Origin of the sequence: Kribbella antiqua, from assembly GCF_004345665.1 — a bacterium.
Classification (GTDB): domain Bacteria; phylum Actinomycetota; class Actinomycetes; order Propionibacteriales; family Kribbellaceae; genus Kribbella; species Kribbella antiqua.
In genome coordinates, this window is the sequence record NZ_SLWR01000001.1 from 1,050,076 (window position 1) to 1,075,950 (window position 25,875).

Below are 25,875 nucleotides of genomic sequence, written 5' to 3' on the forward strand. Positions count from 1 at the left end.
GGTGAAGCGGCCAGGAGTCGATCTCCCCTGCAGATCCCAGACGTCTCCTGCGGTACCAGCTCACGAATACAAGGCGATGCGCGTCAGCCGGTCAGCACAGCTACCAGCGACCCAGAACGGCATCTATGGCGCAGACCAGCATGAGCGGCCAGATGACTGGGATTGGTGGCCTCGGCGGCCAGCCGCTGCAACGTGGAGAGTCAGGAGTGTCGCCGCCGCGCAGACGGTCGTAGTCGTCGTCGATGTCGGCGCACCAGCCACTGGCGAACGAGCGGTGGACGGCGATTGATCGCCCCACGGGTACCCCGCGCGAGGCATCCGCCCGGCAGAGGTCGCGGCCGCGTTGTTAGTCCTGCACGATCTCGAGCGCCCGGCACGGGAAATTCAGCACGGCGCAACTCAGACCGGGCAGAGAAGGCCAGACTCCGCGAGGCCCGTTCGGGACTGGCCGATGCGGCAGGGGGTGCTGATGCGGGAGGGGGTGCTGACCCATACCGCCCGGCACACGACGCACCCATCGTAGATCCTGGGGCGCGTCGACTTCGGCGTCGCTGCTATCGGGTTGGAGCTCAAACGCGCGTCCGAACGGCGCGCCCGGCTGGAACGACTCGTGCCCGACGGTTGCCCTAGACAACAAAGTTCGGGAGCCGGTGCAACGTCCCTTCGGATCAGTTTGCGCGTACGACGGACGCCGTACTGCTGGAGGTGGTCGACGGAACTTGTGGAGCGGTTGTGACTCCGGGTGGTGGGCTGCAGGGGCTCGTCGACCGGGTGGCGGCGGTGGGCGGTCGGTTGGACATCAGGAGCCCCGTCGGCGGCGGGACCCGGATCGAAGCGGAACTGCCATGCACGTCGTGATCGCGGACGACGGCCGCGAGGCACCGACCTGACAGGCCGGAGGGTGAGCATCTGGATCACCGGTGGTGATTGTTGACATTCGGATGCCACCTACTCATACCGATGAAGGTCTGCAGACGGCGGTTGTGTGCGGTGCATGGTTCGGTGGGCGTTCTGCTGCTGTCTCAGTGGAGGCATGCCGGGCGGGCGCGCTCGACCTGGTCCGCGGTGGGGGTGCTGGGCTGGGGTATCTGCTGAAGGACCGGGTTCTGAGATCGACGACTTCGTGGAGGCGCTCCGGCGAATGGCGCGGGGGGTCAAGTGCTGGACCCGGACGTGGTCGCCGCACTCATGACTGGTGGGCCCGACCCGCTCGGTGAGTTGACCGAGCGCGAGCAGGGGGGCGATGACAACCGCCGAGTCCTCGCAGTCCTCCCCTATCTCAGGTCTCAATTGCCCTCGCGTCCTAACGCTTAGGCGTTAGTATTGTCGACAATCTACCTATTTCGTGGGGGTCGGACAGGAGGTCGGATGGTCACGGTAGGGCTGTTGTATCCCGGGCACAGCGCGGAGGACGACTACCCGGCGCTCGAGGCGCGGCTGGACGGGGCGATCAAGCTGCCGGTGGTGATCACCTCGGTCGGCGAGGACGCGCACCGGGTGGACGCCTTGCTCGACCTCGGCCGGGCCGAACGCCTCGCCGAAGGCGCGACGGAACTCCGCGCCGCCGAGCCGGACGCGGTGATGTGGGCCTGTACTTCGGGCAGCTTCGTCTTCGGCCCCGAGGGCGCTCGCAACCAGGCCGCTGGTGTCGCGCGAGCGCTCGGCGTGCCGGCGTCGTCCACGTCGATCGCATTCGTCGACGCCTGCCGGGCTCTCGACGTACGGCGAGTTGCGGTGGCGGCGTCGTACCCGGAAGACGTGGCCAAGCACTTCGTCGAATTCTTGACCGCAGGCGGGGTCGAGGTGGTCGCGATGGGCAGCCACGGGATCATCACCGCGGCCGAGGTCGGCACGCTCGAACCAGACCGGGTGATCGCGATGGTGCAGGCCGCGGACCACCCGGACGCCGAGGCGATTCTGGTCCCGGACACCGCCATGCACACCCTGGAGATTGTCGACGATCTCGAGGCGGCCGTCGGCAAGCCGGTGCTGACCGCGAACCAGGTGACGGTGTGGAAAGGCCTCCAATTGGTCGGCCCGGTACCGTCACTGCCAGGATTAGGAAAGTTGTTCGCCACAACGGGGAACGCCTCCACCCAGGGGGCAGGAACATGAGGGGGCAAGGGTGACCAGTTTCATCGAGCCGCTGGCCCAGGAGTCGACGCCGAGCATCGTCGCCGACAAGCTGCGCCAGGCCATCGCGCACGGGGAGCTCAAGCCGGGCGCTCAACTCGGCGAGGCCGAGCTGGCGCGCAAGTTCGGCGTCAGCCGCGGGCCGCTCCGCGAGGGGATGCAGCGGCTGACCCAGGAAGGGCTACTGGTCTCGATCCGCAACCGCGGGCTGTTCGTCATCGACATGACGCCCGACGAAATCCGCGACATGTACCTGGCCCGTGAGGCGATCGAACGCGCCGCCGCGCGGAAGATCGTCGCCGGCGACTACGAGGCGGCCGGCGACGAACTGCTCGCGATCGTCGACAAGATGGCCGCCGCCGAGGGCGACCCGGCCGCGGTCGGCGAGATCGACATCGCCTTCCACGAGCGACTGGTCGAACTCGCGCACAGCCCACGGCTGTCCCGGATGCACAAAACCTTCATCACCGAAACCCGCATGTGCATCCACGCCCTCGAGGAGACCTACTCCGCCTCCGAGGTGAGAGTCGGCGAGCACCGCACGCTGGCCCAAGCGATCCGCGCCGGCGACCACCTCCACGTCGACGACCTCCTCATGGCTCACATGGACGACGCCGTCACCCGCCTCGTCAACCGCTAGCTACGGCATCGCGATGCCGATGTACTTGGTTTCGAGGAATTCGTCGATGCCTACCGTGCCGCCTTCGCGGCCGAGGCCGGATTGTTTGACGCCGCCGAAGGGGGCGGCGGGGTTGGAGACGATGCCCTGGTTGAGGCCGACCATGCCGGTCTCGATCGACTCGGCGACGCGGAGGGCGCGGCGCAGGTCGTTGGTGAAGACGTAGGCGACCAGGCCGTACTCCGTGTCGTTGGCCGCGGCAACCACCTCGTCCTCGGTGTCGAACGGGGTGAGCGGCGCGACCGGCCCGAAGATCTCCTGATCCGCCATCGCGGCGTCCCGCGGTACGCCGGACAGCACGGTCGGCGGGTAGAAGTACCCGTTGCCTGAGGCAACCTCTCCCCCGGTCAGTACGGTCGCGCCCCGGCCGACGGCGTCTGCGACGAGCGAGCGCACCTTCTCCAGTCCGGCTTCGTCGATCAGCGGCCCGACGTTGACACCCGGCTCGGTCCCCCGGCCGACCGTCAGCGCCGACATCTTCGCCGCCAGCCGCCGGCCGAACTCGTCGATCACCGACGAGTGCACGAACATCCGGTTGGCCGCCGTACAGGCCTCGCCCATGTTGCGCATCTTGGCCGCGATCGCTCCGGCGACCGCCTCGTCCAGGTCCGCGTCCTCGAAGACGATGAACGGCGCGTTGCCGCCGAGCTCGAGCGAGGTCCGCAGTACCTTCTCCGCGCACTGCTCGAGCAGGATCCGCCCGACCCGGGTCGAACCGGTGAACGACAGCTTGCGGGCCAGACCCGAGCGGATCAGAGGCTCCATCACGCCGCCCGCGTCCATCGCGGTGACGCAGTTGACCGCGCCCGCTGGTACGCCGGCCTCCGCGAGGATGTCCATCAGCGCGAGCATCGACAACGGCGTCTGGTGCGCGGGTTTGATCACACTCGTGCAGCCGGCCGCGATCGCCGGGCCGAGCTTGCGGGTGCCCATCGCCATCGGGAAGTTCCACGGGGTGATCAGCAGGCACGGACCCACCGGCTGCCGCGTGATCAGGAACCGCGCGTTGCCGGCCGGCGCGGTCTGGTACCCGCCGTCGATCCGGACCGCCTCCGCCGCGAAGTGCCGGAAGAACTCGGCGGCGTACGTGATCTCGCCGCGCGCCTCGGCCAGCGGTTTGCCCATCTCCAGCGTCATCAGCAGCGCGAGGTCGTCGATCCGCTCGAGCAGCAGTTCGTAGGCCTTGGTGAGCATGTCCGCGCGCTCGCGCGGCGACGTCTTCGCGAACGCCGGCTGCGCGGCCACCGCGGCGTCGAGCGCCGCCCGGCCGTCCTCGGGTGAGGCGTCCGCGACCGAGCACAGCGTCTCTCCGGTCGATGGATCCAGTACGTCGAACGTCCGGCCGCCGGCGGCGTCGACCCAGCGGCCGTCGACGTACAGGCGCTTCTCGACCGCGGCGATCACCTTCTTCTCCGCGGCGGTCAGGTCGCTGACGGTGGATTCAGACATTGGCGGCCTCCGGATCCTGAGATACGCTGATTGTCAACAATCTAACAGTTGACGATCGGAAGTGGGGAACCGTGGCTGAGCTCTCGCAGATCCTGAAACAGGCGACCGGAGTCGTCGCCGCCCGCGGCCAGGGCGTACTGCTGTACGACGAGGACGACCGCAGGTACCTCGACTTCACCGCCGGGATCGGTGTGACCTCAACCGGGCACTGTCACCCGCGCGTGGTCGCGGCCGCGCAGGAACAGGTCGGCAAGATCATCCACGCGCAGTACACGACGGTGATGCACCGGCCGCTACTCGACCTGGTCGACCGCCTCGGTGAGGTCCTCCCCCAGCAGCTGGACCGGATGTTCTTCGCGAACTCCGGCAGCGAGGCAATCGAGGCGGCGCTCCGGCTCAGCCGGCAGGCGACCGGGCGGCCGAACGTGATCGTGTTCCACGGCGGTTTCCACGGTCGCACTGTGGCGGCTGGGTCGATGACGACCTCGGGTACGAAGTTCCGGTCCGGGTTCAGCCCGTTGATGGCCGGCGTCTACGTCTCGCCGTTCCCTGACCCCGGTCACTTCGGCTGGCCGGTCGAGGAGGCGACGGACTTCGCGCTGAAGCAGCTGGACTACGTGTTGCAGACCTTGAGCTCGCCGGCCGACACCGCGGCGTTCTTCGTCGAGCCCGTCCTTGGCGAAGGCGGATACGTGCCCGCGAACCAGCGGTTCTTCGCCGGCCTGCGGGAACGCGCCGATGCGCACGGCATCCTTCTTGTTGTCGACGAAGTGCAGACCGGCTTCGGGCGGACCGGCAAGTTCTGGGGCGGCGACCACTTCGGCTCGCGCCCGGACATCCTGGTGACGGCGAAGGGCCTCGCCTCCGGGTTCCCGCTGTCCGGGATCGCTGCGTCATCCGCGCTGATGGAGAAGGCATGGCCTGGTTCACAGGGCGGGACGTACGGCGCCAACGCGGTGGCTTGCGCGGCTGCGCTCGCGACGCTCGACGTGATCCGCGACGAGGGCCTGGTGCAGAACTCGGCCGACCGCGGCGCACAGCTCAAGCAGGCGATGCAACTGGTGGCGGACAAGCACGAGCAGATCACCGACGTGCGCGGGCTCGGGCTGATGATCGGCAACGAGTTCCGCGACGCCGACGGCAAACCCGACCCGGTGACGGCGGCCGCCGTACAGCAGGAGGCGGCTCGGCGCGGACTGCTTCTGCTGACCTGCGGAGCCTGGGGCCAGGTGGTCCGCTTCATCCCGGCCCTCGTGGTGACACCGGACGAGATCGACGAGGCCGCAGGCATCTGGTCCGACGCAGTCACAGCCGTCACCGGCTGATCCGGGGGACCGAGGGCGCGAACTAGGCCTTGACTCTCACACCGTGGCAGACCGTAGACCGGGCGACATGACTGAGACAGCCACGGAAATCGCTGGGCGGATTCGGAGCGGTGAGGTTTCGTCGCGTGAGGTGACCGAGCGGATGCTCGCGCGGATCGCGGCTGATACGACGGTGAACGCGGTGGTCGAGACCCGGGCAGAGTTCGCGCTCGAGGCAGCGGCCAGGGCGGATGAGGCGATTGCGGCGGGCAGTGAGGTCGGCCCGCTGCACGGCGTGCCGATGACGATCAAGGACTGCTTCAACGTCGCGGGGCTGCACACCACCTGGGGCAATCCCGCGTTCGCGGAGTACGTCGCGGACTGGGACGCGACGGTGGTGGAACGCCTCAGCCGGGCCGGCGCGATCATTGTCGGCAAGAGCAATGTCCACACCATGCTTGGCGACTTCGGCCAGACAACCAACGAGATCTACGGCCGGACGAACAATCCCGCCGACCTCACCCGTACGCCGGGCGGCTCGAGCGGCGGTGGTGCGGCGGCATTGGCCGCGGGACTGACCTACCTCGAGTACGGGTCGGACCTGGTCGGATCGATCAGACTGCCGGCGGCGTACTGCGGGGTCTACGGGCTCAAACCCACGGCTGGGCTGGTTCCGCAGCGCGGCTTCCAGATGCCAGGTCCGGTCGAGCCGCCGGACGAGTTCCCACAGTTGTCGACAATCGGACCGCTTGCGCGATCAGCGGCCGATCTGCGTACGACGCTCCGCGTCACGGGCGGACCGGAAGCGCCGTACTCATGGGAACTTCAGCCGTCTCGCCACCACCGCCTCGCAGACTTCCGCGTCGGTGTGGTGATCGATCATCCGGACGCGCCGGTGTCGGCTGAGGTGGGTGCGGCGTTGTCGGACACAGTCGATCGCCTGGGCCGGAGCGGGGCGAAGATCGTCGAAGGCTGGCCCGATGGCGTCGATCCGTCGGAGCAGGCTGAGGCGTTCGGCTTCCAGGTCGGGCTGTTCTTCGCACTGCACGGCGAGTCGGCGGACTTCGCCAGTCTCTCGGCGGTGGTCGAGCACGAACGCCGGCGGATGGCGCTGCGTGTGATGTGGCAGCGGTACTTCGAGGACGTCGACGTGCTCCTGTGCCCGGCCAGCTTCACGACCGCGTTCCCGCATGACGACCGGCCATTCGAGCAGCGCACGATCAAGACGTCGTACGGCGAGCAGCGGTATGACGCCCAGGTGTTCTGGATCGCGCATGCGTCATTGATCGGGCTGCCCGCGGTCAGCATGCCGATCGGACGGACACCGGACGATCTTCCCGTCGGCGCTCAGGTGATCGGACCATGGCACGAGGACGACACTCCGATCACGTTCGCGGAACTCCTCGCCGATTGAGTGTTGACTACCAAGCGGGAGGAGGCCTGGATTGTTCGCGATCGGGGAATTTGCCAGACACGGGCGGGTGTCGATCCGCATGTTGCGGCATTACGACGCGATCGGGCTGCTGCGGCCGGCCCGGGTCGACCCGGTGACCGGTTATCGCAGCTACGACGCCGGTCAGTTCGCCGACCTCAACCGCATCGTCGCGCTGAAGGATCTCGGCTTCTCCCTCGAGCAGGTACGGACGATGATCGCGGACGAGGTCAGTCCGGCTGAGCTGCGCGCATTGTTGACAATGCGACGCGCGGAACTGGAATCCACCGTCGCCGAAAGCTATGCCCGGCTCGCGCAGGTCGAGTCGCGGTTGCGCGGCATCGAAAGTGCGCTGCCGACAGCCGATGTGGTGGTCAAAGATCTGCCGGCGATACGCCTGGTGGGGCTGACCACCACGGCCGCGAGTTTCACGCCCGAGGACATTGGCCCGGTCGTCCAGCCACTGTGCGCAGAGCTCGGCCGCCGACTGCCCGATGCAGCGGTCCAACCAGCCGGACGACTGACCTGTCTGTACGAGCGATCACGCCACACCGAAGACGAAGTCGTCGTACGGGCGACGGTTCCGGCATCGGTCGATGCCGAGGGCAACCTCAATGGGCTCGAAGTGGTGGACCTGCCGGCGGTCCGTGCGGCGACGTTGGTACACCGCGGGCCGATCGACCAGGTGCTCCCGGCATGGCAGGCGCTGGCTCGCTGGATTGACGACAATGGTCATCAGTCCAGCGAGCCGGCGCGCGAGCTCTACCTGGATTGCCCGGAGGACCCGGCCAGTTGGGTCACCGAACTACAGGAGCCAATCGGCCCTTAGGCCTTTGCGGGTTCCAAGGCGACTGGTGGCAGGGCCTCGTCTGTGCCAGGGGTGGCGGTGCCGTTGAGTGGGCAGCGGGTGGTTTCGGGGACCTTGATGAGTGCGATCGCTCCGATCACGCAGGCGGCCATCATGTAGTACGCCGGCGTCAGCACGTCGCCGGTTTTGGCGGTGATCCAGTCGTTGACCGCAGGCGCCGTACCGCCGAAGAGGGAGGTCGACACGTTGTAGGCGATCGCGAAACCGGCGTACCGGACATGGGTCGGGAACATCGCCGGGAAGGTGGCCGAGATCGTCGCCAGCTGCGGTACGTAGAACAGGCCCAGTACGGCGAAGCCGACGACTGCGCCGAACATGTTGGTGCCCATCAGCAGGAACATCGGGACGCCGGCGACGAACAGGCCCGCGAGCGAGAACCACCACAGCGGTTTGCGGCCGACCCGGTCCGAGGCGCGGCCGGCGAACGGCAGGAACACCATCATTGTCAACATTCCGATGATCGGCACGATCAGCGATTCGTCCGAGCTGAGCCCGATCTCGCTTTCCAGGTACGTCGGCATGTAGGTGAGCAGCGTGTAGTTGACCACGTTCAGCGCGACGACCAGGCCACCGAGGCGCAGGATCGGCTGCCAGTAACCGGCCAGCAGGTCCTTGAACTGCGTCTTGGTCTCTTCCTCCTTCTCGCCCTTCTCCTCCAGCTCACGGAAGACCGGCGTGTCCTCGAGGCGTGAGCGCAAGTAGACGCCGACCAGGCCGAGCGGCGCGGCGACCAGGAACGGCAGTCGCCAACCCCACGAGTGCATCTGCTCGTCGCCGAGCACGAGCGAGAAGCCGAGCATCAGCAGCGCGCCGATGGAGAAGCCGGCCAGCGTGCCGAACTCCAGGAAGCTGCCGAGGAACCCGCGCCGGCGGCTGGGGGCGTACTCGGCCATGAACGTTGCGGCACCGCCGTACTCACCACCGGTCGAGAAGCCCTGGATCATCCGGAGCAGTACCAGGAGGATCGGCGCCCACAGCCCGATCGCGCTGTACGTCGGGACGAGTCCGACGCAAAGGGTGGCACCGGACATCATCAGGATGGTGATCGCCAGTACGTGCTTGCGGCCGAGGCGGTCGCCGAGCGGGCCCCAGACCAGACCGCCGAGCGGCCGGACCAGGAACGAGACGGCGAAGGTCATCAAGGCGAGCAGGGTCGCGCTCTCGGTGTCGCCGGGGAAGATCGCGGCCGAGATGTACGTGACGCCGTACGCGTAGATGCCGTAGTCGAACCACTCGGTCGCGTTGCCGATGGCGGACGCGGCGATCGCCTTCTTCAGCACTCCGGGCGGCGGTTCGGTCTCGACGGTCGGCTGCACAGGCGGTTGCTTCCCGACCGGCGGCTGGGTATCGGCGTCCACGGCGTCCTCCCTCGTCACACGGCCTCACACGTGTGCCCACTCACGCCATCGGCACACCTTGTAGCCGGGTCGTAGTTTTGTTGACAATCCGAAGGTTAACCATGTGCATTCGTGAACAGCAAGCTCTAACTCAGAGGGGTTTGTGGTGAGGGTCAGGCAGGTTCGGCCAGGGAGGCCAGGCCGGCGGTGAGGACGGTGAGGGCGAATTCGACGCGGTCGTCGTGGTTTGCGCCTGAGGTCAGGGCGCCGGCCAGGGCCACGGTGAGTGGGAAGCGGTCGGCTGGGAGACCCTCGAAGAAGGCGCGCATCTCGGCGACGTAGCCCTCGATCTCCTCCGGGGTCCACTGCGCCCCGCCTTGCACGCTCTCCTCGAAGGCGACCGCGGTGACGTACAGCATGATCAGGTCGACGGCCCACGCGGCCGCCTGGTCCGGCACCTTGCCCGCCTTGAGGATCGCCAGCACTCGCTCGGTGCTGAGGATCGCCTGCTCCCCGAGCGGCACCTGCCCGATCGCGGCCCGCGCCACGCCGGGGTACGCACGCATCACCCGCAGGACCTCGCGCATGGCGTCCTTCAACTGCTCCTGCCAGCGCGCCGGGTCCGCCACCTCCGGCAGTTTCATGTCCTGCGCCGCGCGGTCGATCAGCAACTGGTCGAGCTCCCGCTTGTTCGCGACGTGCGCGTACAGCGACGCGGGGCCGGTGCCGAGCACCTGCGCGATCTTGCGCATCGACACAGCCTCGTAGCCCTGCTCGAGCAGGACCCGCATCGCCGCATCGACGATCCGGTCCCGGGTCAGCGGCTCGCGGGCGGGACGCACGGGCTTCGGCGGGCTGATCGGCTGCCAGGGCGACTGACTCATGCCCCCACTGTAGCGAACACCGTACTTGACAGGAACATCGTTCGTGCGTAGAACAGTGTTCGTCAACGAACACTGTTCGCCAAGAGCCTCGCCTGACAGGAGCCAACGATGAGCACCTCGACCGCCACTCCACCAACAACACCGTCCAGCTCCAGCCCGTCGCCGTACCGGTGGCGTTGGCTTGTGTTGGCGACGGTGTTGCTCGCCGAGATCATGGATCTTGTCGACGCGACGATTGTCAACATTGCGGCGCCTTCGATCCGCGCCGAGCTGGGTGGATCGGAGTCAGCGATGCAGTGGATGCTGGCTGGTTACACGCTGGCGTTCGCGATCGGGCTGATCAGCTTCGGCCGGCTCGGCGACCTGGCCGGGCGGCGCCGGCTGTTCGTGATCGGAGCGCTCGGGTTCACCGTCGCCTCCGCGGTGTGCGGGTTCGCCACCTCGCCTGAGCTGCTGATCGGCAGCCGGGTTGCGCAGGGTCTGCTCGGTGCGGTGATGATCCCGCAGGGGTTCGCGATCCTGAAGGCTGTCTTCCCGGCCGATGAGATCGGCAAGGCGTTCGCGATGTTCGGTCCGGTGATGGGGTTGTCGGCAGTCGCCGGTCCGATCATCGCGGGCGTACTGATCGATGCGAACTGGTTCGACGCCGGCTGGCGGATGATCTTCTTCATCAACGTGCCGCTCGGCGCGCTCGCACTGTTTGCCGCGCTGCGATTCATGCCTGAGGTGAAGACTCCAGGCGCGTCCCGGCTCGACACGGCCGGCGTGTTCCTGGTCAGCCTCGCGTCCGGTCTGCTCATCTACCCGCTGGTCCAGGGGCGGGAGCTCGGCTGGCCGTTGTGGACAATCCTGATGTTGATCGCTTCGGTCCCGGTGTTCGCCCTGTTCGGCTGGCGGGAGCGCCGGTCAGGCAATCCGGTGATCGACCCGTCGCTGTTCCGCAGTCGCGGGTACGTCGCCGGCCTCGGCGTGATCAGCACGTTCTTCCTGGCGATGTCCGGCTTCATGCTGGTGTTCAACCTGTTCACCCAGCTCGGACTGCACTACAGCCCGTTGAAGGCCGGCCTTGCAATGGTGCCGTTCTCACTCGGCATCGCGATCGGCGCGCCGCTGTCCGGTGGGTTGCTCGCGCCGAGGCTCGGCCGGAAGGCGCTGCAGCTCGGCATCGCGGTGATGACGGTCGCGATGGGCGGGGTGTGGTTCACGCTGCACACGTACGGCGATGCGACGACGATCTGGAAGCTGGTCCCGGCGACGCTGGCGACCGGGATCGGTGCCGGCCTGGTGTTCGCGCCGCTGTTCGACATCATCCTGGCGTCGATCGACGACCGGGCGGCGGGCTCCGCGTCCGGCGTACTGACCGCGATGCAGCAGTTCGGCGGCGCGATCGGGGTCGCGGTGATCGGCACGATCTTCTTCCAGCTGCTACCGGAGCACGCCTTCCTCGGCGCCACCAAGACCGCGGTGCTGGTCGCGATCGGGCTGTTCGTGGTGAGCCTCGCAGTCACCTGGCTGCTCCCGAAGCGAGCCCGCGAGGGAGCTACGGCGCACTGACCGGTGGGCACGCGAAAGCCCCGCTCCTCCGAGCAAAGGGGGGAGCGGGGCTTTCGGGTAGGTCAGTTGAACGAGTCGCCGCAGGCGCAGGAGCCGGTGGCGTTCGGGTTGTCGATGGTGAAGCCCTGCTTCTCGATGGTGTCGACGAAGTCGATCGAGGCGCCCTTCAGGTACGGCGCGCTCATCCGGTCGGTCACCACGTTGACGCCGTCGAAGTCGGCCACCACGTCGCCGTCGAGCTGACGCTCGTCGAAGAACAGCTGGTACCGCAGTCCGGAGCAACCACCCGGCTGTACGGCGACCCGCAGCGCGAGGTCGTCGCGACCTTCTTGCTCGAGCAGCGCCTTCACCTTGGCGGCGGCCCCGTCGGTGAGGATCACACCCGTGGCGACGGCCTGCTCGGTCTGCGCTTCAGTCATTCCTGACTCCAGTCATCTCGTGAGCGCGAGGCTGCCAGGTGGGCACGCAGCCGCGCGCGGAAAGTCCGCTGTCATTCCGGACCAACAACCGCCGATCCGGAACCATTCCCATGGTCGCACACCAATTTCCAGGATCAACAATCTGCGCAGCGATGTGACCTATCGGGCCCAGGTCCGCGCGACACGCTCCGCAACCGCGGCCAGCGAGCCGTGCGGGTCGGCGAAAGCCTGTTCCTCACCGACCGCATCCACCAGCGAGTACGCCGACTCGACCCCCATGGTGCGCATCTCCCGCGCCCCGATGAGCACCTTTCCGGCCAGTACGACGCACGGCCGCATCGCGTCGTTCGCCACCTTCGCGACGCCGGCGATCACCTTCCCGTCCCGGGACTGGAAGTCGAACGCACCCTCGCCGCTCAGCACCAGATCCACCCGGGACGCCTTCTCCTTCAGCCCGGTCAGCTCCGCGACCAGGTCGATTCCGGACACGCGTTCGGCACCGAGCAGCAACAGTGCGTAACCGAGCCCGCCCGCCGCGCCCGCGCCCTTCTGGTCCGCCGTCTTGCGGTCCGCCAGCTCGGCGAAGTGCGTCAGCCACGCGTCGACCTCAGGCTTCCGGTCGTCGGCGATCCCCTTCTGCGTGCCGAACACGTTGGTCGCGCCACGCAGCCCGATCATCGGGTTCTCCACGTCACTCGCCGCGACGAACTCGATACCGGCCATTGCTGTCCGGGCCGCCTCGAGATCGACCGCGGTCAGCCCTGCGAGCCCGGCCGCGCCGGCGTCCAAACGACCGCCGGCAGCCGTCGCACCGAGAGCGGCCAGCATCCCAGCACCCGCGTCGTTGGTCCCGGAGCCGCCGAGGCCCAGGATGATCCGCTTCGCCCCGGCGTCGACCGCGGCCGCGATCAGCTGCCCCACGCCATACGTCGTCGCGTCCTCCGGGCGGCGCTGTTTCGGCTCGACCAGGTGCAGCCCGCACGCTTGCGCGGTTTCGACGTACGCCGTTTCGCCCGCGAGCAGCACGGTCGCCGGGACGTCATCCCCCAACGGGCCGCGGACGGTCACCGACAGCAGCGTCCCGTCGACCACAGCCGACAGTACGTCGATGAACCCGGGCCCGCCGTCGGCCATGGGCGCCACCAGCACCTCGGCCTGCGGATCCCGCCGCCGCCAGCCTTCCTCGATGGCCGCGGCCGCCTCGACGGCCGTCAGCGTGCCCGCGAACTTGTCCGGCGCAATCAGCACTCGCATGCCGACATCCTCTCCTACGGCCTCCGCCTGTGCTTGGCTGGCCGCATGCCGAAAACGATCATCGTGGGTTACCGCGTCAGCGACCTCGACCGATCGCGCGAGTTCTATCGCGCCCTGGGGTACGACGAAATCGGCACGGTCCCCTTCGACGACGGGTCCCAGCTGGTCGTGCTCAAATTTCCGGAGGAGGAGGCGGCGTCGATCGAACTGGTTCACCGGCCCGCCGACGGCCCGGTCGAGGTCGGCGGCTTCGATCATCTCGCGATCACGGTGGACGATTTGGCGGAGACGGTCGAGAGGCTGACCGCGGCCGGTCTGGAACCGGGGCCACTGCAGCTCCTCGACGGCGAGGACGGTCTCAAGATCTCGTGGCTCACCGACCCGGACGGCTACCGCATCGAGCTGGTCCAATGGCCGGCCGGACACACCGACGGCCTCACCGCCGCCGACTTCGCCCAGCCTGACAACCCGTCGGCCTGAGTACGGTCGGTCGATGCAGTGGCCTACCACCGCCGTCGAGGCGATCGCTGTGCAGGAGGAGTTGCGCCACCGGGTCGACCCCACCGATGCCGGGAGCAGTCCGCAGTACGTCGCCGGACTTGACGTCACGTACGACGGGGATCGGCTGGCTGCAGCTGTCGTCGTACTGGATTGGCAGACGCTCGGCGAGGTGGATCGTTCCGTGGTGCTTGGGAAGACCGCGTTTCCTTATGTGCCTGGGTTGTTCGCCTTTCGGGAGGTGCCGGCGTTGCTTGAGGCGTTGGAGCGGTTGAGTACGACGCCGGATCTGCTGGTGTGTGATGGGCAGGGGCTGGCGCATCCGCGGCGGTTCGGGTTGGCGTGTCATCTCGGTGTGCTGACTGGGGTTCCGGCTATTGGTGCGGCGAAGACGGCCTTCGTTGGGACGCATCGGGAGCCTGGCGTCGCTCGAGGCGAGACGGCTGAGCTGCTCCTCGATGGTGAGGTTGTTGGTGCGGTCCTGCGGACGCAGCACGGGGTGAAGCCGGTCTATGTCTCGATCGGTCATCGCGTCAGCCTGCCGACGGCGATTGCGCACGTACTGCACCTGACGCCCCGCTACCGCCTTCCCGAAACAACCCGCGCTGCAGACCACCTCAGTAGAAAGGCTTTGGCCGATGAATGATGTCTCGCCCCGCGTCCCGGGTTACACCAGGCATGAGTACGGCGATCGGATCGGGGCGACGGCCAAGTTGCGGGTGGGTGCCACCGCGGCGGTGCTGGATGGGGATCGCTTGTTGCTGACCAGGAGGAGCGACAACGGCGAGTGGTGCTTTCCCGGTGGCGGGATCGACCCGGGCGAGCGGCCGGCGGAGACGGCTGAGCGGGAGGTTTTCGAGGAGACCGGGCTGTCGGTGCGAGTGACGGGTCTGCTTGGCGTCTACTCGGATCCGGATGTGGTCGTGGCGTATCCCGACGGCAACCGGGTGCAGATTCTCGGCATTCTGTTCCGCGCGGAGGCGGTGGACGGAAGTGCGGGCTGCTCGGCCGAGGTGAGTGAGGTCGGCTGGTTCACGGCGGAAGAGGCGAGCCGGCTGACGGTGATCGCGAACCACCGGCGCCTCTTGCCGTCAGCCTTCGGGGATGCCACGCCGTACTTCGATCGTCCGTCAACCTAGGGGCTCAGTGGTGAATGGGGCCGGGGGCTTCGGTGAGACGGATGCCGGCGCCGCCCCAGCGCAGGGCGATGATCTCGGCGGCGATGCTCACCGCGGTCTCCTCCGGCGTACGCGCGCCCAGGTCCAAACCGATCGGGCTGGACAGACGGGTGAGCTCGGCCTCGGTCAGACCCGCTTCGCGAAGGCGCTTCAGCCGGTCGTCGTGCGTACGACGCGAGCCCATCGCGCCGACGTACGCCACCTCGGGCAGCCGCAGCGCGACCTCCAGCAGCGGTACGTCGAACTTCGGGTCATGGGTGAGCACGCAGATCACGGTCCGCCCGTCGATCCGGCCCGCCGCCACCTCCGCGGCGAGATATCGATGCGGCCAGTCCACGACCACCTCATCGGCGTACGGGAAACGGGACGCGGTCGCGAACACGCCGCGCGCGTCGCACACCGTCACCCGATAGCCAAGGAACGAGCCCAGACGAGCAACCGCCGCGGCGAAGTCGATCGCACCGAAAACCAGCAGCCGCGGCACCGGCGCGTACGACGACACGAACACCCGCATCCCCTCACCCCGCCGCTGTCCCTCCGGGCCGTACTCCAGCGTCTCGGTACGACCGTTCGCCAGCAGTCCACGCGCATCATCGGCCACCGCGTCGTCGGCTCGCTCAGAGCCAAGGCCTCCACCCGTCGGCTGCCCGTCCGGCCGCACGATCAACCGGCGACCGACCCGCGTCGGATCAGGGTGTGCGACCACAGTTGCGACCGCCACCGGCCGACCTGCCGCGATGTCGGCAGCGACCTCAGAAAGCTGCGGGTAGGACCTTTGATCTATCCGTTCCACAAAGACGTCGATGATGCCGCCACACGTCAGCCCGACGGCGAAGGCGGACTCGTCGCTCACGCCGTACCGCTGCAGGATCGGCTCCCCGGACTCGAGGATCTCCTCCCCCAGTTGGTAGACCGCGCCTTCGACACAGCCGCCCGACAGGCTGCCGACTGCCTCGCCACCAGGCCCGACCAGCATCACCGCACCCGGTGGCCGCGGCGCTGACTCGAACGTCGCCACCACGGTGCCCACGGCAACCGACTCGCCGGCGCTCCACCACTGCATCAACTTGTCGAGCACGTCACGCATCGGCCACCACCTCTAGAAGGTCCGCAAAGCTGGCCAGGCTGTGCCCCGCGACCAAGGTGCAGGATCTGGCGCGGGAAGTCCCAGTCGTAGAGGGCTTGGGTCGCGTCGATGCCTTCGTAGCACTGCAGCCGGATCAGCTGGAGGTCGAGCGCTTCGGCGATCGCCGCGGCCAGCGAGGTCTTGCCGGTGCCGGGCTCGCCCTCCAGCAGCAGCGGCCGGCGCAGCGCCAGCGCGAGATAGCCGACCGTGGCCAAGCCGTCGTCGGCGAGATACCCGGTTCCGCGCAGACGCTCGGCCAGCGCCGCCGCGGAGCCCACGGCGTTCATCTGCCCAGCATCACCCCGCCCAGGCACGCTGCCAAGCCTCAGCCGAGTCGGTGTCCCGGGGGTAGGTCTTCACGTGTGTCGACGTCCGCACCGTCGGCCAGGTCGGAGCACTCGATCTCAACAGCGCGGTGCTGCTTCAGATAGGCACGAGCCCCCTCGTCACCCGCAGCCGACGCGATCACCCCGTCCCAGTGCTCCCGCCCAAGCAACACCGGATGCCCAGGCTTCCCGTAGTAGACCGCTCGCACCAGTGCCTGCTCGCCCGCCTGAGCAGACACCCGCCGTACGACGTCCGCGGTAAGCCCAGGCACATCAACAGGCGCCACGAGAACGGAGCCGAGTTCGTCTCCACCCAGCTGAACCTGCCTCAGACCAGCGCGCAGCGAGGCACCCATGCCCTTCTGCCAGTCGCCTGCGACGACCACCTCGACTGGTTCGGCTGTCAGGGCGGCTGCCACCTGGTCGGCCTCGGCGCCTATGACGACCAACACTGGAGAGCATCCAGCGGTGGTGAGCAGGCGGGCGGTGCGGACTACCCAGGGGATGCCGTCGGGGTCGTGCACGAGCGCCTTGGGCCCGCCCATCCGCCGGCCGGCCCCGGCTGCCAGCACCAGTGCCGCGATCTTCACCTGATTGTCGCGGGAAAGCTCCGCCCTCCAGGGCGAGAGGATCCGCGACTGCCTCCCTTTGGAGATCGTGGATTGTCGGTCCCGACTGATTGGATAAATTCCATGTCCCGATATCGGTTGTACCCGACTCCCGCGCAGCAGCCTGCGCTACTGGAGCACTGCGGGCACGCCCGGTACATGTGGAACCTAGCACTTGAGCAGTGGTCGATGTGGACCCGCGACAAAGGCGCGACCCCAGGCTTTGCTGAGCAGTGCCGGCAGCTGACCAAGGCGCGAGCCGCGTTCGGGTGGCTGCGGGCCGGGTCGCACACCGTGCAGCAGCAGGCGCTGCGGGACTTCGACCAGGCCATCAAGAACTTCTACGCAGGCACCCACCGGCGGCCGACATGGCGCAGAGCCGGGGTGCACGAGGGCTTCCGCATCGTCGGTAGCCAGGCGTCCCGGATCGTCAAGCTGAACCGAAAATGGGCCAAGGTCAACGTGCCGAAAGTCGGCTGGGTCCGGTTCCGGCTGACCTGTCCCATACCCGCGGCGAAGTCGTACCGCATCACGCGGGACCGCGTGGGGCGCTGGCATCTCGCGTTCGCCGTCGTCCCGGAGTCGATCCCCGCGCCCGGTACGGGTGAGCTCGTCGGCGTGGACCGCGGCGTTACCGTGTCGGCGGCCCTGTCCACGGGTGAGCTGCTGGCGTGCCCCGGTCTGTCGGACCGTGAGCAGGTGCGGCTGAAGCGCCTGCAGCGCCGCCTGGCCAGGTGCCGCCGCGGCTCGAACCGGCGTCACGCGGTACAGGCTGCGCTCGCCAAGCTGCTGGCCCGTGGCGCCGATCGTCGTAAGGACTGGGTGGAGAAGACAAGCACCGACCTGGCGCGCCGGTTCGACCTCATCCGCGTGGAAGACCTGCGCATCGCTCAGATGACCAAGCGCCCCGAACCCAAGCCCAACCCCGAACGACCGGGCAGCTATCTGCCGAACCGGCGTCGCGCCAAGGCTGCACTCAATCGGGGCATCCTGGCCAATGGCTGGGGGCAACTGGTTGGCCGCCTGGAGCACAAGGCGGCGGGTCGGGTCGAGAGAATCAAACCTGCGTACACGTCGCAGACCTGTAGCGTCTGCGGGCATCGCGCACCGGAGAACCGCAAGAGCCAAGCGGTCTTCCGATGCGTCGCCTGCGGACACCAGGCCAACGCCGACGTGAACGCAGCAATGAACATCGCGGCCGGACAGGCCGTCAGCGCACGCCGAGAGACGCCACCACGGGTCTCACCGAAGCGTGAACCCCAACTCGCTACCTCCGCGTAGTAGTTGGAATCCCCCTTTCTTCACGGGCGGGAGGATGTCAAAGTCTGGGCAGTGACGTGGAACACGCAGGACGGGGGCTACCGCGTGGCACGATGTTGACGTGACGACTACTGCGGACGGCCCGAAGGCGCTTCCCCTGCTGTTCCTCGGCCAGAACACCGATCCTCACTCGGAGCGAGGTGTCGAGTGCCCGGGTGCGCTGCCGCCTGCCTCCGACCCGGACCTGGTCGAGCGGGCGCTGAAGGCGAAGGCTGCGCTCGGTGACCAGGTGTTCGTGCTGGGGCACCACTACCAGCGCGACGAGGTGATCCAGTTCGCCGACGTCACCGGTGACTCGTTCAAGCTGGCCCGTGACGCCGCGGCCCGGCCGGACGCGCCGTACATCGTGTTCTGTGGTGTGCACTTCATGGCCGAGTCCGCCGACATCCTGACCAACGACCAGCAGACGGTCATCCTGCCCGACCTCGCGGCCGGCTGCTCGATGGCGGACATGGCCCGGATCCAGCAGGTCGAGGCGGCCTGGGACGCGCTCGCCGATGCCGGAGTGGCCGACGTGACCGTGCCCGTCACGTACATGAACTCCAGCGCCGACATCAAGGCGTTCTGCGGCCGCAACGGCGGCGCGGTCTGTACGTCGAGCAACGCCGACACAGCGCTCGAGTGGGCCTTCCAGCAGGGCGAGAAGGTGCTCTTCCTGCCCGACCAGCACCTCGGCCGGAACACCGCCGTACTGAAGATGGGCCTGAGCCTGGACGACTGCGTGGTGTACGACCCGCACAAGCCGGGCGGTGGGCTCACCCGCGAGCAGCTCGCCGCGGCGAAGATGATCCTGTGGCGCGGGCACTGCTCGGTGCACGGCCGCTTCACCGCTGCGTCGGTGGACGACGTACGCGCGCGCATCCCCGGCGTCAACGTGATCGTCCACCCCGAGTGCCAGTACGACGTCGTCACCAAAGCGGACCTGGTCGGCTCGACGGAGTACATCATCAACACGCTCGAGAAAGCCGAGCCTGGTACGTCGTGGGCCGTCGGCACCGAGCTGAACCTGGTCCAGCGGCTGGCCAAGCAGCACACCGACAAGAACATCGTCTTCCTCGACAAGACGGTCTGCTACTGCGCCACGATGAACCGCATCGACCTGCCGCACTTCGTCTGGGCGCTGGAGAACCTGGTGGCCGGCCACGTCGTCAACCCGATCACAGTCGACGCCGACACCCAGCACTACGCCAAGTTGGCCCTCGACCGGATGCTCGCACTGCCCGGCAAGACGGCCCGTGACTGAGTGGATCCTGCGTCCTGCCGAGCCAGGAGATGTCGAGGTCATCGCGGAGCTGCGGGCGAGGGTGATGCGGCCGGATCTGGAACGGCTGGGGCGGTTCGACGAGCATCGGGTCCGGCAGCGGTTCCGGGACTCGTTCGTGCCGCAGTACATGTCGGTGATTGTGGCCGACGGCACCTTTGCGGGCTCCGTCGCGCTGCGTCCGGCCGAGGACGGACACTGGCTGGAGCACTTCTTCATCGACCCGGAGCTTCAGGGCCGAGGGCTCGGAACGGCTGTCCTGCGAACGCTGCTGGAGCAAACCGATGCCGAAGGCATCCTCGTCCGGCTGAACGTCCTTCAGGGCAGCGCTGCCCAGCGCCTGTACGAGCGCGTCGGCTTCACCGTGGAGTCGCAAGACCCCGTCGATGTGTTCATGGTGAGAAAGCCGAGCTAGCGAGAGACGCGGGCTGAGGCGTACCAGGCGGCGAGGATGTCGGGGAGCCGGTCCGGTCCCCAGCGGTCGACCGGGGTGATGCGGCCGCGGAGGGACGCCAGGCCTTTGGCGAGTTCGCCGACGACGTCACCACGCCAGGAGACGGCGATGCCTTCGTCTGGGCCGACGATGACGGATGGACCGCCGCGGTCGAGGCACACGACCGGACAGCCGGAGGCAAGGGCTTCGGTGACGGCCCAGCCGGCCGCCTCGCGCATCGCGGGCGCCAGCAGAGCGTCGGCTCGGAACATCGCCGCGAGTACGTCCTCCCGCGGCAGTTGGCCCATGAACTCGACCCGATCACGGACGCCGAGACTCTCGGCGAGGCGTTCGGCGCGGCGCCAGTCGGGGCCGTCGCCGATAATCCGCAGCTCCCAGTTGGCCGCCTCCGGTCGGGCCAGCGCGCTGATCGCGAGCAGCACACCTTTCCACGGGATCAGCCGGCCGACGAACAGCGCGGTTTTGATGCCGGGGGCACCGAACGGTTCGTACGGCCCGGACGCGGTGAACCGGCTGATCGCGACATTCGGCTGAACCGCGATCTCCTTCGCGTACGGGCGGAACACCTCAGCCTCGTCGTTGTTCTGGGCAACCACCAGATCGGCGCTCTGGGCAAGCTTCCGGCCGGTGACGCGTCGCCGGAAGCCGGTGTACGCACGTCGTACCAGCTCCGCCACCAGACCCCGCGGGCCGAGCCAGTGCGCCATCGACAGCGGAGCCGTCGTCGATCCGCCGATCGGGCCCCAGATCACCTTGGCCGACGACTCCTCCACCACCCCCGCCGACATCCAGTCGACCGCGAACGTCAGGTGATGGATCACGTCGAAGGACTGCTCTGCCTGCAGGCGTCGTGCCGTACGGCGAGCCAGCCCCTGCCAGAGCGGGTAGTACCAGTACACGTCCGACGGCCGGCGACGCAGCCGCAGCAGCCACTTCGGCAGCTCCAGTGGTACGACGGTCAGCGACGGCACCGGGCGGATCGCCAGCTCCTCGGCGATCTCGTGCGCGAACTTGCCGCGCGTCAGCAGCCACACGTCGTGGTCCCGCGCGGCCGCCTTCGCCCAGGCCCAGCCCGCGCCCGGCTCCGAACCGCCCGTCGGCCGGCAGGCGTAAGCGCTGAGCAGGACCTTCGGCCGGTTCGACATCAGCTCATCCCCTCCAGGCCATTGGGCGGATCGACATCAATTCATCCCCTCCAGCAGCCTCCGGAGATCCGTGCTCGAGGTGGAGGCCGTGTACGGGAAATAGTGCACGCTGGCACCGACCTCCCCCAACAGCCTTTCCAGTCTGGTCCCCTTCTCGGTGCCTTTCCAGTCGTCGCCTTTGAACAGCACGTCGTACCGGAGCTGCTTCCACATCTCGAACTTGTCGCTGGACCAGTCGCTGACCACCTCGTCGACCAGACCGAGGGCCCGGACGACCTCCATCCGCTCGTCGTGCGGGACCACCGGCGGGCGACCCTTGATCCGGGCAACGACATCGTCCTCGACGACGCCGGCGATCAGGTGGTCGCAGTGGTCCCGGGCCCGGCGCAGGATGTTCAGGTGCCCGATGTGGAACATGTCGTACACACCGGGTGCATACCCGACCACTCCCATCAGCCGCGCGCCCCACTCAAAGGTTGCAGCGCCGCCATCTCCCGGTACCACTTGGCGATCGCCGCGGCCAGGAACACCAGGTTCGCCGCGAGCAGAGCGCCGTACAGTACGGCGAACACCGACGGCCAGGCGAAGGTCAGGAAGACCAGGCAGAGCACGCCGTAGTCGGTCGGTGCGATCAGCAACGACTTGACCACGGAATCCCCACGCTCATTGGGTTTCTGGGCACCGCCGTGGCGCCGGCGCAGCTGGTCGATCAGGATCAGGCCGAAGAACATCACCGCCGACACGCATACGTAGGCCAGCGGCACGAGCAGCACCAACTCGTTGCTGAAGGCATCGAAGCGGTAGAACGAGATCAGTACAGCGCTGTGCAGCAGCACGATCTTGACCGAGTCGATCATGTGGTCCAGCCACTCACCGAGCGGCGAGCCGCCACCGCGCAGCCGGGCCAGCTGCCCGTCGGCCGAATCGAGGCCGTATCCCAAGACCAGCAGCAGCGTGACGACCACCGCCAAGACAAACGACGGCCGAACAAGTGCGATCAGCGCGATCCCGACCACGGAGCAGAAGCCGGAGGCGAGGCTGACCTGATTCGGGGTCCGCCGCGCAAGGAAGGCGCCGGCGGCAAACACGCGGCCCATCGGCCGATTGACAAAGCGTGAGTACGCCGGTGTCCCGGCAGACGGCTTCTGCGCCCGGGCCAGCTCCGCGACGACGTCGCCCAGCGAGCAGCCGTTCATGCGACCGAGCTACGTGACTGCCGCTGGTCGATGGCGGCGCGCAGGATCGGGCTGCGGGAACCACGGCCGGGCGGCACGACACTGACCAGCTCCGCCGGGAGCTCGTCGAGTTCGTCCACGCCGAGCACGCCGTCGGTGCCACTGGCAGCGAACACGATCTGCACCCCGAGTACGCCGGTCAGCCAGGCCGGCTGTACGTCGTCCACCACGACGACCTCGTCGACACAGCGGAGGTGCTCGATGATCTGGGCCCGCTCGACCAACGGCACGAACGGCCGCGCACCCCAGGCCTCCACCGCCCATTCGTCGCTCAGCACGCCGACGACCAGCCGGTCACAGTTCTGCCGGGCGCGCCCGAGCACGTCGAGATGCCCGACGTGGAAAAGGTCGAAAACGCCGGCCAGAAATCCATTACCCATGCGCATGCCGGGCGATCGCATCGGTATAGATCCTCTCCGTGGCCGCGAGGTCTCGCTCCGGGGTGAAGCGGTCGAGGTAGACCTGTCGGGCTCGCTCGCCGAAGGTTACCGAAGTCACGGGATCAGTCACCAACCCGAGGGCCTTTCGCAGCCCTTCCGCGTCGCCGGGCTCAGCCAGCGCACCGGTTTCGCCGTCGTCCACCAGCTCCGCCAGCGCACCCAACCGCGACGCGACCACGGGCACACCGTGCGCGAAGGCCTCCACTACCACGAGACCGAACGTCTCATACGAACGCGCCGGTACGACGGCGGCACGCGCGGACCGGAGCACATCCATGCAGTCGGACCACGGAAGCTGACCCAGCACCTTCACGGACGGATCCCGCCGGGCCCGCGCCTCGGCCTCGCCGCGGAGTGGACCGTCGCCGACCACGACCAACTGCCCGAACGACGAGTCCCACGCCTCGAGCAGGTCCGCGAACCCCTTGTCCTCCACCAACCGCCCGAGGAACACCACGGCCTCGCCCGGCCCGTTCCGCACCGCGCCCGCGTGCGGGACGGCATGCGGCTTGACCACGATCCGGTCGGGATCGAACCCACCGGTGGCATAGCGCTCGCGGACGAACTCTGACGGCGCAACAAACGTGGTGACGTACCGCTCCCAGGTGTGCAGCGTGTTGTGGACGCCGATGCTGGTTGCCAGCGGCAGCGTCTGCACCCGCGACTCCCGATAGCAGCCGTGCCTCACGCCGGACCAGGGAAGCCTGCCGACACAGGATTCGCACGGGTGGCCGTCGCGCTGCAGTACGGCGTTGGCGCACATCAGCCGGAAGTTGTGCAGCGTCGCCACGATCGGCAGTCCGAGCCGGGCCGTCGCCCGCAGCACCGACGGGCTGAACAGCGGGAACGTGTTGTGCACATGGACGACGTCGGGTCGTTGCTCCTGCAATAGCTGCGTTAAATCGCGTTCGGCCGAAAATGACCACACGGAGCGAAACGGTAACAGTGCGCGATCTTTGCGGCTCATTGCGGCGATGTCGTCGCTGTTCCGGACGTAGAAGTCGACTTGATGTCCTGAGTTACGCAATAAATCAACCGTTTGTGCGACAACGGTGTTCTCGCCGCTGGGTTGACCCGTCCGGTAACGGTTGTGCAGCATGGCGACCCGCATGGCACTACCTTAAGTCTCGCGGTGGTTACACCTGGTTTCGGGCGGCACCTGAGGCCGCCATATCCGGAGGGTGATGTTGAGGAAGTTGTGGTTCGCGGCGGCGGGCGTCGCGGCACTGGCTGTCGTCGCGGTCGCGGTTCCGGTCATCGCCCACCAGAAGAACGCGACAACCGCGGCCAAGTCACGCGCCGCCGGCGAGCAGACGAGCGTGCAGCCGTCGCAGACCCCGTCCAAGGCGCCATCCACTCCCCCGGCGGCCGTTTCGTCGAAGCCACCCAGCATTGTCACGCCAACCAAGAAGCCCACGAAGAAGCCGTCGACCAGCACCGACCACGTCACCGTGAGCGTCGCCGGTCCGGCCTTTGCCGGGTCATGCCACGGCGTGGTGATCAAACCCGGCCAGAACCCGCAGTCGTTGGTCAACGCCAAGCCCGCCGGTACGACGTTCTGCTTCGCGGCCGGCCTGCACCGGATCAGCCAGACCATCCGGCCGAAGGCGAACACCACCCTCGCCAGTGCGACCCACGCCGTACTCACGGGTTCGGTACCGCTGACGGGGTGGTCGAAGTCCGGCGCTACCTGGGTGGCGCGGGGTGCGCTACCGGCGGCGTACGGGATGAGTGGGCAGTGTGAGGACAACAAGGCGAACATCTGTCACCTTCGCGAGCAGGTCTTCGTCGACGGCGATCATCTGACCCGGGTCGCGAGCCTGGCCGCGGTCAAGGCCGGCACCTTCTACGCCGACTACGGCGCGAACGCGATCTACCTCGGCAGCAACCCGGCCGGGCACGCGGTGGAGATGTCGAAGACGGCGACCGCGATCGAATCCGGTGCGACCGGTGTGGTCGTCCGGGGGCTCACCATCGAGCACTTCGCCAGCGCGCCGCAGGCCGGGGCGCTCGTCGCCGGACCGGACTGGAGGATCACCGCGAACGACGTCCGCTGGAACCACGCCGTCGGCGTGATGCTGGTGAAGGCGAACAACACGCGCGTCGACCGGAACCTGATCCGCAACAACGGTCAGCTCGGGCTCGGCCAGTACAACTCGGCCGCGGCGACGGTGACCCGCAACGTGATCAGCTCCAACAACACCGACGGCTTCTGGATCGCCGACTGGGAGTCCGGCGGCATCAAGTCGACCAGGTCCTCGGGCACGGTCAGCGGCAACCTGATCAAGAACAACCTGGGCATCGGGATGTGGGCCGATGTCGCCGACGACGGCCGGACGATCAGCGCCAACAAGATCACCGGCAACGCGGCCGACGGCATCCGCTACGAGATCAGCCGCAACGGCGTCATCGAGAACAACACGATCACCGGCAACGGCTTCGGCACCGGCCGCGGCTCCGGTACGTCGCTGTGGGACGGCGGCGGCATCAACGTCAACACCTCGTCGAACGTGACGGTCCGGAACAATGTTGTGTCGGGCAACGTCAACGGCGTGACGATCCAGTCCCGCACTCGCGGCAGCGGGCCGTGGGGCACCTACCTGCTGCGCAACATCAAGGTCACCGGCAACACCATCAAGATGACGGGTGGCAGCCAGAGCACCGGGATGGTGCAGAACTCAGGCGCCAAGGTGCCGGCCGGGCAGGTCGTTTTCAGCGGCAACCGCTACCTGCTGGACGGGCTGGCGGCTCAGCGATTCGCCCGCTTCGGCACGAAGCTGACCGCGGCCGGCTGGCGCCAGGCCGGGCTGGACACCGCCGGCAGCTTCGACGCAGATTGAAACTTGTGGCATAAAGCAACAAACTTTTCGTGTTGCTGTGACTACCTGACGTAGTAGTCTGCTGCCGAACGCCGCGCCTTGGGGGGTGCGCCAGGTCAGTACTTGTGCCCTCCTGGAGGCTCCGCAGTGAA

At 67.8% G+C, this 25,875-nt stretch carries 26 protein-coding genes; 13 read left to right on the forward strand and 13 right to left on the reverse strand.

Translation table 11 applies throughout. The features are described from left to right. The first annotated feature begins 1,368 nt into the window (after positions 1-1,368). Complete coding sequence (locus EV646_RS05020) at positions 1,369-2,115, forward strand: maleate cis-trans isomerase family protein (RefSeq protein ID WP_199236781.1); 747 nt, start codon at positions 1,369-1,371, stop codon at positions 2,113-2,115. 10 nt (positions 2,116-2,125) lie between these two features. After that, positions 2,126-2,773, forward strand: a complete 648-nt coding sequence (locus EV646_RS05025) for a GntR family transcriptional regulator (RefSeq protein ID WP_132144301.1) — start codon at positions 2,126-2,128, stop codon at positions 2,771-2,773. On the opposite strand, the gene EV646_RS05030 is transcribed toward EV646_RS05025, so the two are convergent. Next, positions 2,774-4,261 carry an NAD-dependent succinate-semialdehyde dehydrogenase gene (locus tag EV646_RS05030; protein WP_199236782.1) on the reverse strand — a complete coding sequence of 496 codons (1,488 nt, stop codon included), beginning with the start codon at positions 4,259-4,261 and terminating at the stop codon, positions 2,774-2,776. Positions 4,262-4,332: 71 nt separating this feature from the next. Here EV646_RS05030 and EV646_RS05035 point away from each other — a divergent pair, with 71 nt between their 5' ends. From EV646_RS05035 to EV646_RS05045, 3 genes are all read left to right on the forward strand, one after another. Then, on the forward strand, positions 4,333-5,586 hold the full coding sequence (locus EV646_RS05035; protein WP_132144303.1) for an aspartate aminotransferase family protein: 1,254 nt from the start codon (positions 4,333-4,335) through the stop codon (positions 5,584-5,586). A gap of 67 nt (positions 5,587-5,653) precedes the next feature. Next, complete coding sequence (locus EV646_RS05040) at positions 5,654-6,979, forward strand: amidase family protein (RefSeq protein WP_132144305.1); 1,326 nt, start codon at positions 5,654-5,656, stop codon at positions 6,977-6,979. Positions 6,980-7,010: 31 nt separating this feature from the next. Then, the gene (locus EV646_RS05045; RefSeq protein WP_132144307.1) at positions 7,011-7,826 is read left to right on the forward strand and encodes a MerR family transcriptional regulator; all 816 of its coding nucleotides are present in this window, start codon (positions 7,011-7,013) and stop codon (positions 7,824-7,826) included. On the opposite strand, the gene EV646_RS05050 is transcribed toward EV646_RS05045, so the two are convergent. Further along, a complete protein-coding gene (locus EV646_RS05050; RefSeq protein ID WP_199236783.1) occupies positions 7,823-9,223 on the reverse strand; it encodes an MFS transporter in 1,401 nt (466 codons plus the stop codon). The two genes, EV646_RS05045 and EV646_RS05050, sit on opposite strands and share 4 nt — an antisense overlap. Before the next feature lie 152 nt (positions 9,224-9,375). Continuing rightward, positions 9,376-10,086, reverse strand: coding sequence for a TetR/AcrR family transcriptional regulator (locus EV646_RS05055; RefSeq protein ID WP_132144309.1), 711 nt, complete (start codon positions 10,084-10,086; stop codon positions 9,376-9,378). 108 nt (positions 10,087-10,194) lie between these two features. Here EV646_RS05055 and EV646_RS05060 point away from each other — a divergent pair, with 108 nt between their 5' ends. Next, positions 10,195-11,640, forward strand: a complete 1,446-nt coding sequence (locus tag EV646_RS05060; protein WP_132144312.1) for a DHA2 family efflux MFS transporter permease subunit — start codon at positions 10,195-10,197, stop codon at positions 11,638-11,640. A 62-nt stretch (positions 11,641-11,702) separates the two neighbouring features. On the opposite strand, the gene erpA is transcribed toward EV646_RS05060, so the two are convergent. Together erpA and EV646_RS05070 are read right to left on the reverse strand one after the other, a co-directional pair. Beyond that, on the reverse strand, positions 11,703-12,059 hold the full coding sequence (gene erpA / locus EV646_RS05065; RefSeq protein WP_132144314.1) for an iron-sulfur cluster insertion protein ErpA: 357 nt from the start codon (positions 12,057-12,059) through the stop codon (positions 11,703-11,705). A 159-nt stretch (positions 12,060-12,218) separates the two neighbouring features. Beyond that, on the reverse strand, positions 12,219-13,313 hold the full coding sequence (locus tag EV646_RS05070) for a glycerate kinase family protein (protein WP_132144316.1): 1,095 nt from the start codon (positions 13,311-13,313) through the stop codon (positions 12,219-12,221). Between the two features lie 45 nt (positions 13,314-13,358). Between EV646_RS05070 and EV646_RS05075 the strand changes: the two genes are divergently transcribed. The 3 genes from EV646_RS05075 to EV646_RS05085 are packed head-to-tail and all read left to right on the forward strand — an operon-like array spanning position 13,359 to position 14,950. After that, positions 13,359-13,793 (forward strand): VOC family protein, encoded by a 435-nt coding sequence (locus EV646_RS05075; protein ID WP_132144318.1) that lies wholly within the window; start codon positions 13,359-13,361, stop codon positions 13,791-13,793. A 13-nt stretch (positions 13,794-13,806) separates the two neighbouring features. Then, positions 13,807-14,457: a deoxyribonuclease V gene (gene nfi, locus EV646_RS05080; protein WP_132144320.1), complete on the forward strand. Its 651-nt coding sequence runs from the start codon at positions 13,807-13,809 to the stop codon at positions 14,455-14,457. Then, a complete protein-coding gene (locus EV646_RS05085; protein ID WP_132144321.1) occupies positions 14,450-14,950 on the forward strand; it encodes an NUDIX domain-containing protein in 501 nt (166 codons plus the stop codon). The genes nfi and EV646_RS05085 overlap by 8 nt, the downstream gene beginning before the upstream one ends. Positions 14,951-14,954: 4 nt before the next feature. Here the strand turns inward: EV646_RS05085 and EV646_RS05090 are convergent, their stop codons facing one another. From EV646_RS05090 to EV646_RS05100, 3 genes are read right to left on the reverse strand one after another with little or no spacing between them, the layout of a single operon-like run. Continuing rightward, the gene (locus EV646_RS05090; protein ID WP_132144322.1) at positions 14,955-16,076 is read right to left on the reverse strand and encodes an XdhC family protein; all 1,122 of its coding nucleotides are present in this window, start codon (positions 16,074-16,076) and stop codon (positions 14,955-14,957) included. Then, positions 16,052-16,402, reverse strand: a complete 351-nt coding sequence (locus EV646_RS05095; RefSeq protein WP_241995315.1) for an AAA family ATPase — start codon at positions 16,400-16,402, stop codon at positions 16,052-16,054. The genes EV646_RS05090 and EV646_RS05095 overlap by 25 nt, the downstream gene beginning before the upstream one ends. A gap of 38 nt (positions 16,403-16,440) precedes the next feature. After that, positions 16,441-17,031, reverse strand: a complete 591-nt coding sequence (locus EV646_RS05100; RefSeq protein WP_132144323.1) for a nucleotidyltransferase family protein — start codon at positions 17,029-17,031, stop codon at positions 16,441-16,443. A gap of 102 nt (positions 17,032-17,133) precedes the next feature. Between EV646_RS05100 and EV646_RS05105 the strand changes: the two genes are divergently transcribed. From EV646_RS05105 to EV646_RS05115, 3 genes are all read left to right on the forward strand, one after another. Beyond that, positions 17,134-18,330 carry an RNA-guided endonuclease InsQ/TnpB family protein gene (locus EV646_RS05105; protein WP_132144324.1) on the forward strand — a complete coding sequence of 399 codons (1,197 nt, stop codon included), beginning with the start codon at positions 17,134-17,136 and terminating at the stop codon, positions 18,328-18,330. Between the two features lie 100 nt (positions 18,331-18,430). Further along, positions 18,431-19,612: a quinolinate synthase NadA gene (nadA, locus tag EV646_RS05110; RefSeq protein ID WP_132144325.1), complete on the forward strand. Its 1,182-nt coding sequence runs from the start codon at positions 18,431-18,433 to the stop codon at positions 19,610-19,612. Then, a complete protein-coding gene (locus EV646_RS05115; RefSeq protein WP_132144326.1) occupies positions 19,605-20,045 on the forward strand; it encodes a GNAT family N-acetyltransferase in 441 nt (146 codons plus the stop codon). Before nadA ends, EV646_RS05115 begins: the two co-directional genes overlap by 8 nt. Here EV646_RS05115 and EV646_RS05120 read toward each other — a convergent pair. From EV646_RS05120 to EV646_RS05140, 5 genes are read right to left on the reverse strand one after another with little or no spacing between them, the layout of a single operon-like run. Then, positions 20,042-21,229, reverse strand: coding sequence for a glycosyltransferase (locus EV646_RS05120; RefSeq protein WP_132144328.1), 1,188 nt, complete (start codon positions 21,227-21,229; stop codon positions 20,042-20,044). The two genes, EV646_RS05115 and EV646_RS05120, sit on opposite strands and share 4 nt — an antisense overlap. Before the next feature lie 36 nt (positions 21,230-21,265). Beyond that, positions 21,266-21,682: an FAD synthase family protein gene (locus EV646_RS05125; RefSeq protein ID WP_132144330.1), complete on the reverse strand. Its 417-nt coding sequence runs from the start codon at positions 21,680-21,682 to the stop codon at positions 21,266-21,268. Further along, the gene (locus EV646_RS05130; RefSeq protein ID WP_132144332.1) at positions 21,682-22,425 is read right to left on the reverse strand and encodes a CDP-alcohol phosphatidyltransferase family protein; all 744 of its coding nucleotides are present in this window, start codon (positions 22,423-22,425) and stop codon (positions 21,682-21,684) included. The genes EV646_RS05125 and EV646_RS05130 overlap by 1 nt, the downstream gene beginning before the upstream one ends. Beyond that, positions 22,422-22,844: an adenylyltransferase/cytidyltransferase family protein gene (locus tag EV646_RS05135; RefSeq protein WP_199236784.1), complete on the reverse strand. Its 423-nt coding sequence runs from the start codon at positions 22,842-22,844 to the stop codon at positions 22,422-22,424. The genes EV646_RS05130 and EV646_RS05135 overlap by 4 nt, the downstream gene beginning before the upstream one ends. Next, positions 22,837-24,015: a glycosyltransferase family 4 protein gene (locus tag EV646_RS05140; RefSeq protein WP_132144334.1), complete on the reverse strand. Its 1,179-nt coding sequence runs from the start codon at positions 24,013-24,015 to the stop codon at positions 22,837-22,839. The genes EV646_RS05135 and EV646_RS05140 overlap by 8 nt, the downstream gene beginning before the upstream one ends. A 73-nt stretch (positions 24,016-24,088) precedes the next feature. Between EV646_RS05140 and EV646_RS05145 the strand changes: the two genes are divergently transcribed. Continuing rightward, the gene (locus EV646_RS05145) at positions 24,089-25,744 is read left to right on the forward strand and encodes a right-handed parallel beta-helix repeat-containing protein (RefSeq protein ID WP_241995316.1); all 1,656 of its coding nucleotides are present in this window, start codon (positions 24,089-24,091) and stop codon (positions 25,742-25,744) included. The last annotated feature ends 131 nt before the right edge of the window (positions 25,745-25,875 follow it).